Annotated in this window: 11 protein-coding genes and 1 pseudogene; 4 read left to right on the forward strand and 8 right to left on the reverse strand. The window is 67.0% G+C overall.

Going from position 1 to position 13320, the window contains the following annotated elements; translation table 11 throughout:
- Nucleotides 1–11 precede the first annotated feature (11 nt).
- Both LK409_RS17575 and ribD read right to left on the reverse strand, forming a co-directional pair.
- Nucleotides 12–1919 carry a PrkA family serine protein kinase gene (locus tag LK409_RS17575; protein WP_041937299.1) on the reverse strand — a complete coding sequence of 636 codons (1908 nt, stop codon included), beginning with the start codon at nucleotides 1917–1919 and terminating at the stop codon, nucleotides 12–14.
- Nucleotides 1920–2296: 377 nt separating this feature from the next.
- Entirely contained in the window at nucleotides 2297–3421 is a 1125-nt protein-coding gene (ribD, locus tag LK409_RS17580) for a bifunctional diaminohydroxyphosphoribosylaminopyrimidine deaminase/5-amino-6-(5-phosphoribosylamino)uracil reductase RibD (protein ID WP_049788775.1), read from the reverse strand.
- Nucleotides 3422–3626: 205 nt separating this feature from the next.
- Between ribD and LK409_RS17585 the strand changes: the two genes are divergently transcribed.
- Both LK409_RS17585 and LK409_RS17590 read left to right on the forward strand, forming a co-directional pair.
- On the forward strand, nucleotides 3627–4190 hold the full coding sequence (locus LK409_RS17585) for a cysteine hydrolase family protein (RefSeq protein WP_003814867.1): 564 nt from the start codon (nucleotides 3627–3629) through the stop codon (nucleotides 4188–4190).
- 12 nt (nucleotides 4191–4202) lie between these two features.
- Nucleotides 4203–5159: a GlxA family transcriptional regulator gene (locus LK409_RS17590; protein WP_010929289.1), complete on the forward strand. Its 957-nt coding sequence runs from the start codon at nucleotides 4203–4205 to the stop codon at nucleotides 5157–5159.
- Between the two features lie 12 nt (nucleotides 5160–5171).
- On the opposite strand, the gene nrdR is transcribed toward LK409_RS17590, so the two are convergent.
- The 4 genes from nrdR to tyrS all read right to left on the reverse strand — a co-directional run bounded on the left by nrdR (nucleotide 5172) and on the right by tyrS (nucleotide 9196).
- Complete coding sequence (gene nrdR / locus LK409_RS17595) at nucleotides 5172–5654, reverse strand: transcriptional regulator NrdR (RefSeq protein WP_003814871.1); 483 nt, start codon at nucleotides 5652–5654, stop codon at nucleotides 5172–5174.
- 158 nt (nucleotides 5655–5812) lie between these two features.
- Nucleotides 5813–7060 carry a serine hydroxymethyltransferase gene (gene glyA / locus LK409_RS17600; RefSeq protein ID WP_010929290.1) on the reverse strand — a complete coding sequence of 416 codons (1248 nt, stop codon included), beginning with the start codon at nucleotides 7058–7060 and terminating at the stop codon, nucleotides 5813–5815.
- A 214-nt stretch (nucleotides 7061–7274) separates the two neighbouring features.
- Nucleotides 7275–7931 carry a YbhB/YbcL family Raf kinase inhibitor-like protein gene (locus tag LK409_RS17605; RefSeq protein ID WP_003814875.1) on the reverse strand — a complete coding sequence of 219 codons (657 nt, stop codon included), beginning with the start codon at nucleotides 7929–7931 and terminating at the stop codon, nucleotides 7275–7277.
- Between the two features lie 35 nt (nucleotides 7932–7966).
- Entirely contained in the window at nucleotides 7967–9196 is a 1230-nt protein-coding gene (gene tyrS, locus LK409_RS17610) for a tyrosine--tRNA ligase (RefSeq protein ID WP_010929291.1), read from the reverse strand.
- A 261-nt stretch (nucleotides 9197–9457) separates the two neighbouring features.
- On the opposite strand from tyrS, the gene LK409_RS17615 reads away from it, so the two are divergent.
- Nucleotides 9458–10873, forward strand: coding sequence for a M23 family metallopeptidase (locus LK409_RS17615; protein ID WP_003814879.1), 1416 nt, complete (start codon nucleotides 9458–9460; stop codon nucleotides 10871–10873).
- A gap of 5 nt (nucleotides 10874–10878) precedes the next feature.
- Nucleotides 10879–12015 (forward strand): anhydro-N-acetylmuramic acid kinase, encoded by a 1137-nt coding sequence (locus LK409_RS17620; RefSeq protein ID WP_003814881.1) that lies wholly within the window; start codon nucleotides 10879–10881, stop codon nucleotides 12013–12015.
- 69 nt (nucleotides 12016–12084) lie between these two features.
- On the opposite strand, the gene erpA is transcribed toward LK409_RS17620, so the two are convergent.
- Together erpA and LK409_RS17630 are read right to left on the reverse strand one after the other, a co-directional pair.
- The gene (gene erpA / locus LK409_RS17625; RefSeq protein ID WP_003814883.1) at nucleotides 12085–12456 is read right to left on the reverse strand and encodes an iron-sulfur cluster insertion protein ErpA; all 372 of its coding nucleotides are present in this window, start codon (nucleotides 12454–12456) and stop codon (nucleotides 12085–12087) included.
- 87 nt (nucleotides 12457–12543) lie between these two features.
- Nucleotides 12544–13290 (reverse strand): annotated as a pseudogene (locus LK409_RS17630) (DUF6776 family protein).
- Nucleotides 13291–13320: the final 30 nt, after the last annotated feature.

Raw genomic sequence — 13320 nt, forward strand, 5'->3', positions numbered from 1 at the left:
ATTCACCTCGCTCAGGAAGACTTCCTCACTCTAAGATACCACTCGCACAGAAGCCGAACCTGTTTTTCGGTGTAGCCCTTATCCACCATACGATCTACGAAGCTCTGGTGCTTGCTGCGGTCTTCGGCCGACGCCTTGGCGTTGAACGAGATCACGGGCAACAGGTCTTCGGTGTTCGAGAACATCTTCTTCTCGATGACTTCGCGCAACTTCTCGTAGCTGGTCCAGTTGGGATTGCGCCCGGCGTTGTTGGCCCGCGCGCGCAGCACGAAATTGACGATCTCGTTGCGGAAGTCCTTCGGATTGGCGATGCCGGCCGGTTTCTCGATTTTTTCCAGCTCGTCGTTGAGCGCGGAGCGATCGAAGCTCTCGCCGGTTTCCGGGTCGCGGAACTCTTCGTCCTGGATCCAGCAATCGGCAAATGTTACGTACCGGTCGAAAATGTTCTGTCCGTATTCCGAATACGACTCCAGGTAGGCCGTCTGGATTTCCTTGCCGATGAATTCGGCATAGCGCGGAGCCAGATAGCCCTTGATGAATTCCAGGTAGCGCCGGCGGGTTTCCTCGGGGAAGTCTTCGCGGGCGATGCGTTGCTCAAGCACGTACATCAGGTGCACGGGGTTGGCCGCCACCTCGGTCTGGTCATAGTTGAAGACGCTCGACAGGATCTTGTACGCGAACCGGGTGGACACGCCGGTCATGCCCTCGTCGGTGCCGGCATAATCCTTGTACTCCTGCAGGGCCTTGGCCTTGGGGTCCACGTCCTTGAGGCTTTCGCCGTCGTAGACCCGCAGCTTGGAGTAGATGCTGGAGTTCTCGGGCTCCTTCAGGCGCGTCAGCACCGAGAACTGGGCCATCATGTCCAGCGTTCCCGGCGCGCACGGCGCCTGCGCCAGCGAACTGTGGCGCAGCAGCTTTTCGTAGATGCACACCTCTTCCGACACCTGCAGGCAGTACGGCACCTTGACGATGTAGATACGGTCGAGGAAGGCTTCGTTGTGCTTGTTGTTGCGGAAGGTCTGCCACTCGGATTCGTTCGAGTGCGCCAGGATCATGCCGTTGAACGGAATGGCCGAGAACCCCTCGGTGCCCTTGAAGTTGCCTTCCTGCGTGGCGGTCAGCAAGGGGTGCAGCATCTTGATCGGCGCCTTGAACATCTCGACGAATTCCAGCAGGCCCTGGTTGGCCAGGCACAGGCCGCCCGAGTAGCTGTAGGCGTCGGGGTCGTCCTGGGCGTAGCGCTCCAGCTTGCGGATGTCGACCTTGCCCACCAGCGAGGAAATGTCCTGGTTGTTCTCGTCGCCCGGCTCGGTCTTGGCGATGGCCACCTGGCGCAGCACGGAGGGGTTGAGCCGCACAACGCGGAACTGCGAGATGTCTCCGTCGAATTCGCGCAGGCGCTTGACCGCCCAGGGCGACATGATGCCGCTCAGGTAGCGGCGCGCGATGCCGTACTCCTGCTCCAGCGTATCGCCGAAGCGATCGGGATGGAACAGGCCCAGCGGCGATTCGTTGACGGGCGAACCCTTCAGCGCATAGATGGGGTAGGCCTCCATCAGCACCTTCAGCCGCTCGGCGATCGAGGACTTGCCGCCGCCCACCGGCCCCAGCAGATAGAGAATCTGCTTGCGCTCTTCCAGCCCCTGCGCGGCGTGCTTGAAGAACGCGACGATCTGATCGATCACATCCTCCAGGCCGTAGAACTCCTTGAACGCCGGATAGCGCCGGACCAGGCGGTTGGAGAACAACCGCGAAAGCCGGGGATCGTTGCGGGTATCGATGAGTTCCGGCTCGCCGATGGCCGCCAGCATGCGTTCGGCGGGACTGGCATAAGCCATGGGGTCTTGCTTGGCCAGCGAAAGTTCGGTTTCCTGGTCCCTCGCGTAGTGCGACTTGAAGCCTTCGAGGATGCTTTGCACGGCTAACCCTCCTACAGTGCCTGACGTACTACTAAACAGGTCGGGTTGGTTCATTGTGTGCCCGGCGACGCGCACATGCCAGAATTACTTGCAAATCGCGTGACCACAGCATATTGACGTAGTACTTTCGCCACACACAATAGACGGGATACCAGACCCTGTAAGGTTTAGGCTTGCATCGCTGCGCACAAGTTCCGCATATCGCCAAATTTCCACTCCGCCATGCGCTCTAGCCATCAATGGCGAGCCTGGCAGCGACCAGCGTCGAGTGCTAACAACCCATCGGATAGACGCGCACCACGCGCACGGCGCTCCAATTGCGCAACGCCTTTGCACATTTGGACAATTCATTGCGCCCGCCATGATGGGCGCATGGTTTATCCGCGCTGTCGCGACGCGGCGCTCACGCTGTCTTGCAGCGCGCGCCAGCGCGACGCCACCCGGGCTCGCAGGCGCACATCGGTGCCTACCGGAGCCAGTTCGGCGAATTCGAAGCGGCGCGCCCCATCGAGATGTTCGAGCAAGGGCAGTCGTACCATGCCCGCCGCGTCGCCCAGCAGGACGGGCGCCAGATACACCAGCAACTCGTCCACGCAATCCTCAGCAAGCAGCGCGCCTGACAATCCGGCCCCCGCTTCCACGTGCACTTCGTTGATTTCCTGGCTGGCCAGCCAACGCATCACGGCGGGCAGGTCGACGCGGTCCGGGCGCACGCCCGGCAGTTCGATCACGCGCACGTTGCGGTCGGCCATGCGGCGCGCCTTGGCCGCATCGGAGCGGGCCGTGAAAACCAGCACTTGCGCCCCGTCGTCGAACAGGCGCGCGTCCTCGGGGATTTCGAAGCGGCCATCGATGACCGCCTTGCGCGGCGGATGGCTGGTCTGCACCGCGCGCGCATTCAATTGCGGATCGTCCTTGAGCACCGTGCCCATGCCGGTCAGCACCACGCCGCTGCGGGCGCGCCAGTGGTGGCCATCGGCGCGCGCGGCTTCGCCGGTCATCCACTGCGACACGCCGTTGTGCAGGGCGCTGCGCCCGTCCAGCGAGGCGGCCAGCTTCAGCCAGACCCACGGCAGGCCGCGGCTCATGCGCGCCGCGAAGCCCGCGTTCAGTTCCAGCGCCTCGTCGCGGCACACGTCCTCGGTCACCGCGATGCCGGCGGCGCGCAGCCGCGCCAGGCCCTGGCCGTTGACGCGCGGATTGGGGTCGCCCATGGCGACCACCACGCGCGCCGGCGCCGCCGCCGCCAGGGCATCGACGCACGGCGGCGTGCGGCCGAAATGGCTGCATGGCTCCAGCGTCACGTACACGGTGGCGCCGGCCAGCGAAGCGCCGCGCGCGGCGGCCTCGCGCAGCGCGCACACCTCGGCGTGCGGACCGCCTGGCGGCTGCGTGGCGCCCTCGCCCAGCACCTGCCCGTCGCGCACGATGACGCAGCCCACGCGCGGATTGGGGGCCGTGCTGTACATGACCGAACGCGCCAGTGCCAGGGCGCGCCGCATCCAGGAAACGTCGTCGGTGGGCGTGGAGGTATTCACGATCGAGATTGTATGCGCGGGCAGGCGCGCTTCCGGCTACAGTAGCACGCAGCGGAAAATCATGTCCGTATCGGTCCGGTGAAGGTCCATGGCGGTTCTCGCCCGGCCTCGGCCCGGCGCGCAGAATAGCGCTTCAGCCACGCCAAAACCGCTACCCAGGAGCCTCGCCATGAAACAAGCGCTGATCGTCATCGATGTCCAGGAATCCTTCCGTCACCGTCCGTTTTGGGACGATAGCGAACTGCCGGCATTCCTGGCGCAAGTCCAGGCGCTGATCGACGGCTGCCGGCAACGCGATATCCCCGTACTGCAAGTGTTCCATGTCAACGCCGCCAACGACCCCGCCTCGCCGTTCGCGCCGGCCTCGGGGCACGTGGTCGCCCTGCGCGAACTGCGCATCGCCCCGACCGCCGTGTTCCACAAGACGGTGCACTCATCCCTGTACGCCCGGGACGAGGCCGGCCACAGCCTGCACGACTGGCTGCTCGAGCATGGCGTCGGCGAGATCATCGTCTGCGGCATCCGCACCGAGCAATGCTGCGAAACCACCACCCGCCACGCCTCGGACGCCGGCTTCAAGGTCCGTTTCGCGCTGGACGCCACGCTGACCTTCGCCATGCGCGCCGCATCGGGCAAGACCTACACGCCGGCCGAGATCCGGGAACGCACCGAGCTGGTGCTGCAGGACCGCTTCGCGCAAGTCCTGCCGGCCGCCGCCGCGCTGGCCGCCTGAGCGCGGCGCGCCATGGTCCCGGTCTATTTCGTGGTGCCCGCGGGCCTGGTCCTGCTGGACCTGGCCGGGCCCGCCGAAGCATTCCGCATCGCCAACAAGCTGCGCCCCGGCTCGTTCGCGCTGCATTACTGCGGTCCCGAACCCGAGGTGGAATGCGGGCTGGCCGGGCTGCACCTGAGCCGGCTCGCCCCTCTGCCCGCCAGCCTGCCGGCCCAGGCGCTGGTGGTGGTGCCCGGCGTGGTCGACGCCGCCTTCCAGCTCGACCGCCCGCCGCTGCGCGCCGTGGTGGACTGGCTGGCGCGCTGCCGCGCGCAGGGCCGCTTCGACCTGATGTCGGTTTGCTCGGGCGCGCTGCTCGCCGCCGCGGCCGGGCTGCTGGCCCATCGCGAGTGCACCAGCCACCACCATTGCCTGTCCGGCCTGGCGCGGCTCGAGCCTACCGCGCGCATTCACGACAATCGCATTTTTGTGGAGGATGACGGCATCTGGACCAGCGCCGGCGTCACCGCCGGCATCGACCTGGCGCTCTACCTGGTAAGCCGCGCGTGCGGGCCGCGCGTGGCCAGCGCCGTGGCGCGCGACCTGGTGGTCTACCTGCGCCGCGCCGGCACCGACCCGGCCATCTCGCCCTGGCTGGACGGCCGCAACCACATGCATCCCGGCGTGCACCGGGTGCAGGACGCCATCGTGCACAACCCCGCGGCGGCCTGGACGCCGCAAACCCTGGCGGCGCAGGCCCATACCAGCGCGCGCCATCTCAGCCGCCTGTTTGCCGAGCACGCGGGCTACACGCCCATGGATTACCTGTACCGAGTGCGGCTGGCGCTGGCGCGCGAACTGATCCGCGAAACGCGGCTGGACCTCGAACACGTGGCCGAGCGCGCCGGATTCGGCTCGGCCCACCATATGCGGCGGGTCTGGCGCCGCCACGAATCGGGCTCGCCCGGCGCCGCCCGGCACCCCGCCTGACGCCGCGGCGCCCTAGTCCTTGCGCAGTTTCTTGCCCGGCAGCAAGGGCCCTTGCATCTCGCGGATCGCCTCGACGAACTCGCCGATGTCCTCGAAGCTCTTGTAGACCGAGGCATAGCGTACGTAGGCCACCTTGTCCAGGCGCTTGAGCTCGCCCATGACCAGTTCGCCGATCTGCTCGCTGGGCACTTCGCGCATGCCGCTGGCCAGCAGGGTTTCCTCGATGCGCGCCACGGCGCTGTCGACCTCGTCGGTGCTCACCGGCCGCTTGCGCAAGGCCAGGGACAGGCTGCCGCGCACCTTGCCGGCGTCATACTCGGTGCGGCTGCCGTCGCGCTTGACCACCGACGGCATGGCCAGTTCGACGCGCTCGTAGGTGGTGAAGCGTTTGTCGCAGGACAGGCAACGGCGGCGACGCCGGATAGTGTCACCCTCTTCCGAAACCCTGCTGTCGACAACCTGGGTATCGGCGTTGCCGCAGAATGGACACCTCATGCGCGCTCCCCGTACGGATGATGCGGATATTGTAATAACGCGCGGCCCGCATCGGGCGTACCGGCGCCAAAACCGTGGTAATTCCGCCCATCGATGAAAAAAAGACAGGCCCTGACGGGCCTGTCTTGCCGGCGGCGGGCGGCCTGCGCCCGGCCGCGTCAGTTGCCGTAGACGGGCAGGCGGGCGGTCAGTTCATTGACCCGCGCGCGCACCGCGGCGATGTTCGCCTCGTCGCGGGGATTGTCCAGCACGTCGGCGATCAGGTTGGCGGTCAGCTCGGCCTCGGCCTCCTTGAAGCCGCGGGTGGTCATGGCCGGGGTGCCCAGGCGGATGCCGCTGGTCACGAAGGGCTTTTCCGGGTCGTTGGGGATGGCGTTCTTGTTGACCGTGATGTGGGCCTGGCCCAGCACTGCTTCCGCTTCCTTGCCGGTGATGCCCTTGGGACGCAGGTCCACCAGCATGACGTGGCTTTCGGTCCTGCCCGACACGATGCGCAGGCCGCGCTTGACCAGCGTATCGGCCAGCACCTTGGCGTTCTTGACGACCTGCTGGGCGTAATCCTGGAACTCGGGCGACAGCGCTTCCTTGAAGGCCACGGCCTTGGCCGCGATGACGTGCATCAGCGGGCCGCCCTGGATGCCCGGGAAGATGGCCGAATTGACGGCCTTCTCGACCTCGGCCTTCATCATGATGACGCCGCCGCGCGGGCCGCGCAGCGACTTGTGCGTGGTGGAGGTGACGAAATCGGCGTGCGGCACCGGGTTGGGATAGGCGCCGCCGGCCACCAGGCCGGCATAGTGGGCGATGTCCACCATGAACAGCGCGCCGTTGTCGTGGGCGATGCGCGCCATGCGCTCGAAGTCGATGTGCAGCGCGTACGCGGAGGCGCCGGCCACGATCAGCTTGGGCTTGTGTTCCTTGGTCAGCCGCTCGACCTGGGCGTAATCCAGCACCTCGTCGGCGTCCAGGCCGTAGGGCACGAAGTTGTACAGCTTGCCCGAGGCGTTGACCGACGCGCCGTGCGTCAGGTGGCCGCCTTCGGCCAGGCTCATGCCCAGCACGGTATCGCCCGGCTTGAGCACCGCCATGTACACGCCCTGGTTGGCCTGCGAGCCGGAGTTCGGCTGCACGTTGGCGGCCTCGGCGCCGAAAATCTGCTTCAGGCGGTCGATGGCCAGCTGCTCGACCACGTCGACGTACTCGCAGCCGCCGTAGTAGCGCTTGCCCGGGTAGCCTTCCGCATACTTGTTGGTCAGTTGCGTGCCCTGGGCCTGCATCACGGCCGGGCTGGCGTAGTTCTCGGACGCGATCAGCTCGATGTGCTGTTCCTGGCGTACGTCTTCTTTCTGGATGGCGGCCCAGACGTCGGGATCCACCTGGTCGAGGGTCAGGTTGCGGTTGAACATGGAGTTCCTGGTGCGGGTAGGTAGGGAAAACAAGGGCAGCCGTGATGCTGCGATTGCGCTAGTGTACAGCGACAGCGCCCCCCCGCCGGGGCGCGGACGCCCCGAAACGGGCCAAATTCGCGCTTCGGAACACAAAAACCGCGCAACCTCCCGTCTACCGCAAAAATGCCTCAAGTCAGCATGAGCCAGGCTCAAGCAAGCCCGGCTGCCGCGGTCACGAACTGGTGGTGGCGCCGATCTGGCGCGGCGCCAGGTCCGGATTGAGGGTATAGGTGCCGGTCAGCGACGCCTGGGCCAGCACGTGCCCTTGCATGGCCTTGAGCGCGTCCAGGCCGGTGAACGACCCTTGCAGGTTCAGCGAGGGGACATCCAGCGCGTACAGCGTGAACACATAATGGTGCACGCGCTCGTCGTTCCAGGGCGGGCACGGACCGTCGTAGCCGAAGTAGTCGCCGTTCATGTCGCGGTCGGCGGCAAACCAGCCGGTGTAGTCGTTGACGCCCTGGCGCGCGTTGTTGGGCGCCAGCGGCCCGCCCTTGCCGCGCGGCGTGATGCCGTCGGAGAAGGCGCCTTCCTGGATTTCGCGCATGTCCGCCGCCAGGTCGACCAGCACCCAGTGGAAGAAATCGACGCGCGGCAGGTCGGCCGGCACCGTGCGGCCCTCCTGGTTGACGTCGTCGGGTTGGGAGGGCACGTCCGGATCGTGGCAGATCAGCGCGAACGACAGGGTGCCGTCGGGCACGTCGTCCCACGAAAACTGGGGGTTGAAGTTGTCAGCCAGCGCGACGTGCGATTGCGCGTCGATCCTGCCGAATGCATACCGCTCGGGGATCGACTCGTTATCGGAAAATGACAGACTCGATAAGTTCATGTCGTGCTCCTGGAAGTGGGCCCCTCGATAAGAGGCTACCCCACCAACTTAACACGCGCAAACTTGCGCTTGCCCACCTGTACGACATAGGTGCCGGCGGACAATTGCAACGATTTGTCTTCGACCCGGTCGCCGTTGACGCGCACCCCGCCCTGCTCGACGTTGCGCTGGGCCTCGGAACCGGAGGCAACCAGCCCGGCCTCGCGCAGGATGCGCAGGATACCCTGGGGAGCGCCGCCCACGGTCACCTCGGGCATGTCCTCGGGAATGGCGCCGTCGCGAAAGCGCGCCTCGAACGCGGCCAGCGCCGCCTCGGCGGCCTGCGGCGAGTGAAAGCGCGCCACGATCTCCTGCGCCAGCGCGACCTTGGCGTCGCGCGGGTTGCGGCCGCCGTCGATCTCGGCCTTCAGCGCCGCGATGTCGGCCAGCGAACGGAACGACAGCAGTTCGTAGTAACGCCACATGAGCATGTCGGAGATCGACATCAGCTTGCCGAACATCGATTCGGGCGCTTCCGAGATGCCGATGTAGTTGCCCTTGGACTTAGACATCTTCTCGACGCCGTCGGTGCCCACCAGCAGCGGCATGGTCAGGATGCATTGCTGCTCCTGGCCGTATTCCTTCTGCAGTTCGCGGCCCACCAGCAGGTTGAACTTCTGGTCGGTGCCGCCCAGCTCCAGGTCGGCCTTCAGGGCGACCGAGTCATAGCCCTGCAGCAGCGGATACAGGAATTCGTGCACCGCGATCGGCACGCCGCCCTTGAAGCGCCTGGTGAAATCCTCGCGCTCCATCATGCGGGCCACGGTATAGCGCGAGGCCAGCTGGATCATGCCGCGCGCGCCCAGCGGATCGCACCATTCCGAGTTGTAGCGGATCTCGGTGCGGGCCGGGTCCAGCACCAGGCTGGCCTGGGCGTAATAGGTCTTGGCGTTGGTCTCGATCTGCTCGCGCGTCAGCGGCGGGCGGGTCGAATTGCGGCCGCTGGGGTCGCCGATCGTCGAGGTGAAATCGCCGATCAGGAAAATGACGTTGTGGCCCAGGTCCTGCAACTGGCGCATCTTGTTGAGCACCACCGTGTGCCCCAGGTGGATGTCCGGCGCGGTGGGGTCCAGCCCCAGCTTGATGCGCAGCGGCACTCCGGTCGCGCGGCTGCGGGCCAGCTTGCGGGCAAACTCGGATTCCACCAGCAATTCGTCGCAGCCGCGGCGTGCGATGGCCAGGTCGGCCTCGACTTCAGGAGTGATTGGGGCTTCGGGGTGAGACATGTCAATGGGCTAAATGGATGAATCTTGGCTAAAAAAAGGTGTAAAAACTACTGAAATAAGTCGAAAATTTTAGCCGAATCCGCTAGGATACTGCCCTAATCATACGCAACTGTCATCGTACGGTTGCTGTCCCGGCTAAATCCACCCGTTTGTTTCACGAAATACGCTAGCAGGCGTATGCCCCTCGCACCGGAACGTGCCGGAGGGCGCGCACGCGCAGCGTTTGCTTGAATCTCACGCAGGCTGAAAGGTTTTTTCACGATGAATCGTGGCCCCAACAGTTTGGTGCGCAGCTTCAAACGCAAAGTTGCCGCCCTGTTCGCCCCTCCTGTCGAACCTACCTCGCGTGGCGGCGCCCTGCTCCGCCGCACCCTGACAGTCTCCGCGCTCGGCCTGTTCGCCGGCGCCGCCGCGCTGGGCATGGTTCAACAGCCCGACCGCTCCGAACTGCCCCCCTTGCGCCTGATCGACAGCGTCCTGCCGCTCGAGGCGGGCCAGATGCAGGTCAGCGACGCGAGCAACGCCCCGTATATCAGCGAAACCCGCATCCGCGCCGGCGACACCCTGGCCGCCGTGCTCCAGCGCCTGGACATCGACAGCCCCCGGCTGCAGAACTTCCTGACCCACGACGCCAGCGCGCGCAGCATCTACAAGCTGTACCCGGGCCGCTCGGTACAGGCCGCCACCAACGAGAACGGCGACCTGGTCTGGCTGCGCTATATCCACACCCCCGGCAACGAATCCGGCGGGCAGGTGGTCACGCGGCTGCTGCACGTGGCGCCCGACGGCGCCAACGGCTACAAGGCCGAGGAAGTCACCCAGGGCACCGAACAACAGACCCGCGTCGCGGTCGGCACCATCCGCTCCTCGCTGTTCGGCGCCACCGACGCGGCGGGCATCCCCGACTCGGTCACCATGCAGATGGCCGACATCCTCAGCTCCAAGATCGACTTCCTGCGCGACCTGCGCCAGGGCGACCAGTTCCGCGTGGTGTACGAGGTCCGCACCCACGAAGGCCGCTATGCAGGCGCCGGCCGCGTGCAGGCGCTGGAATTCATCAACGGCGACAAGACCTATAACGCCGTCTGGTTCAGCCCGGACGGCAAGAGCGGCTCCTACTACGACTTCGACGGAACCAGCCTGCGCGGCGCCTTCCTGCGTACCGCCCTGAAGTTCAGCCGCATCAGCTCGACCTTCGGCATGCGCATGCATCCCATCCACAAGACCTGGACCGGCCACAAGGGCGTCGATTACGCGGCCCCCACGGGCACCCCGATCCACGCCACGGCCGACGGCACGGTGGAGTTCGCGGGCTGGCAGAACGGCTACGGCAATGTGGTCATCATCAAGCACCACGGCAAGTACTCGACGCTGTACGCCCACCAGAGCCGCATCGCCGCCGGCCTCAAGAAAGGCCAGAAAATCGCCCAGGGCGAACTGGTCGGCTACGTCGGCTCGACCGGCTGGGCCACCGGCCCGCACCTGCACTACGAGTTCCGCGTGAACAACCAGCCGATCGATCCGCTCGCGGTCGACCTGCCGGTGGCCCGCAAGCTGGAACCCGCCGAACTGCGCGCCTTCACGCAGGCGGTGCAGCCGTACAAGCAGCAGATCAAGCTGCTGACCGAGTTCCAGCAGACCCTGCCGGAAGGCTCGGCCACCGTGGCCAGCCGCTGACCCGCATGGACAGCACGACGCACGGCCCGCGCACCCATGTGCCGGGCCGTTTGTTCATCGGCCTGATGTCCGGCACCAGCATGGACGGCGCCGACGGCGTGCTGGTACGGCTGGACGGGCCGCGGCCGGAGGTACTGGCCAGCGCCAGCCTGCCCATGCCCGCCGCCCTGCGCGACGAGCTGTTCGCGCTCAACCATGCCGGCGCCAACGAGCTGGAGCGCGCCGCGCTGGCCGCCAACGGCCTGGCGCGCCTGTATGCCCGGGCCGTGCGCCAGTTGCTGGATCAGGCCGGACTGCAGCCCGGCGACGTGGCGGCGATCGGCGCCCACGGCCAGACCGTCAGGCACCGCCCCGACCTGGGCTATACCCTGCAGCTGAACGCGCCGGCCCTGCTGGCCGAGCTGGCCGGCATCGACGTGGTGGCCGATTTCCGCAGCCGCGACGTGGCCGCCGGCGGCCAGGGCGCGCCGCTGGTGCCGCCTTTCCATGCCGCGTTGTTTGCCGGCGGCCAGGCGCGCGCCGTGCTCAACCTGGGCGGCATCGCCAATGTCACGCTGCTCGAACCCGGCCGGCCGCCGCGCGGCTTCGACACCGGGCCGGCCAACGTCCTGCTGGACGCATGGTGCCAGCGCCACACCGGCCAGCCTTACGACGCCGACGGCCGGTTCGCCGCGCAAGGCCAGGTGCTGGCCGGCCTGCTCGAACACCTGATCGCCAGCGAGCCGTGGTTCGCCCTGGCGCCGCCCAAATCGACCGGACGCGACCTGTTCAACCTGGATTGGCTGCTGGCACGGCTGCAGGCATTCGATGGCCCGGCGCCCCAACCGCAGGACGTGCAGGCCACGCTGCAGCGCCTGACGGCGCGCACGGTCGCCAATGCCATCGACGCCAGCGCGGCCGCGCCGCGCGATGTGCTGGTCTGCGGCGGCGGAGCCCGCAATCCGGGCCTGATGCGCGAGCTGGCCTATTGCCTGCAGCGCCCGGTACACCCCACCGACGATGCCGGCGTGCCGGCACAGTGGGTCGAGGCGCTGGCCTTCGCCTGGCTGGCCCAGGCCTGCCTGGACCGCATTCCTGCCGGCCTGCCCACGGTCACCGGCGCGCGCGCCGCGCGCGTGCTGGGCGCCCTCTATCCTGCCTGAAGCGCCCAAACGAAAAGGCCCTCCGGCGCATGCCGAAGGGCCTCGATCGCGGACCGGACCGCGCGCCGCTTACACCGAGAACGACGAACCGCAGCCGCAGGTGGTGGACGCGTTGGGATTGCGAATGACGAACTGCGCGCCTTCGAGGTCTTCCTTGTAGTCGATCTCGGCGCCGACCAGGTACTGGAAGCTCATCGGGTCGACCAGCAGCTGCACGCCCGCCTTGTCCAGCACGGTGTCGTCGTCGTTGACCACTTCATCGAACGTGAAGCCGTACTGGAAGCCGGAACAGCCGCCGCCTTGCACGAACACGCGCAGCTTCAGTTCGGGGTTGCCCTCTTCGGCCAACAGATCCTTGACCTTGGCGGCCGCCGAGTCGGTGAAGACCAGCGGCACGGGCGGCGGAGCCTGCAGATCGACGGTTTCGGTAACAGCATTCATGGTTGACTCCTGGCCATCGCGGCCGAATTCCAGTGGGCGGAGCGATACCGCCCGGATAAGATCACTATAGCGCAGCCGCGACAGGACTCAAAATTCCAGTTTCACGGTGCGCGTCGCACGAACGGTCGTGTCTTCCAGCACACTGACCGTCACGGTTTCGGGGACAAAGCCATCGGGCAGATCAAGCAGGCCCTGGCTGCGCTAGTATTGGTCGAACTGCAAGGCCAGCAGGCTGGCGCCGGCTTCGGGCACGGTGGCGCCCCCGCCTTCCGCCTTGACCGTCAGCGGCTCCAGGTCGCGCGTGACCGTCTCGCCCTTGAGCGTGCCGGTGGCCTGGAACCGCAGCGCGCCGGAAAACGGCGTTTCGCCGCGTCCGCTGCGCATCAGCAGCACCTTGTAGCGCAGGCCCTGGCCTTCACGCTCGAAGGCCACGCCGCGGATATCGACCGAGCCGGCCGGCCCGGGCGGCAGCAATTGCTCGTAGAAAGCCAGCTGGTCGCGTACCCGCCCCACTTCCGACTGGGCGCTTTGCAACTGGGTCTCGAGCTCGGCGCGGGCCGCCCGCTCGACGGCAATCTCGCCATCGGCCGTATCGAGCTGGGCGCGCAGGAAGCGCGCCTCGGCTTCCCGCTGCTGCATGGCGGCTTCCTGCGCGGCCACTTGCTGGCGGGTCAGCACGACGGCGTCATCCGGGCCCTGGTGCGCCAGGCCGTAGCGCCAACCGGCCACCGCGCCCACCACCAGGCCCGCCGCCAGGGCCAGCCAGGCCCGGGCGCGGCCCTGCGGCCGCGCAACGGGTGCGCGGGGCTGGGCGGAGGCGGAATCGTCAGGCATGACTGCACGGCCGGGCCTCACGGCCCGGCC

The sequence above is a fragment of the Bordetella parapertussis genome, from assembly GCF_020735925.1.
GTDB lineage: Bacteria > Pseudomonadota > Gammaproteobacteria > Burkholderiales > Burkholderiaceae_B > Bordetella > Bordetella pertussis.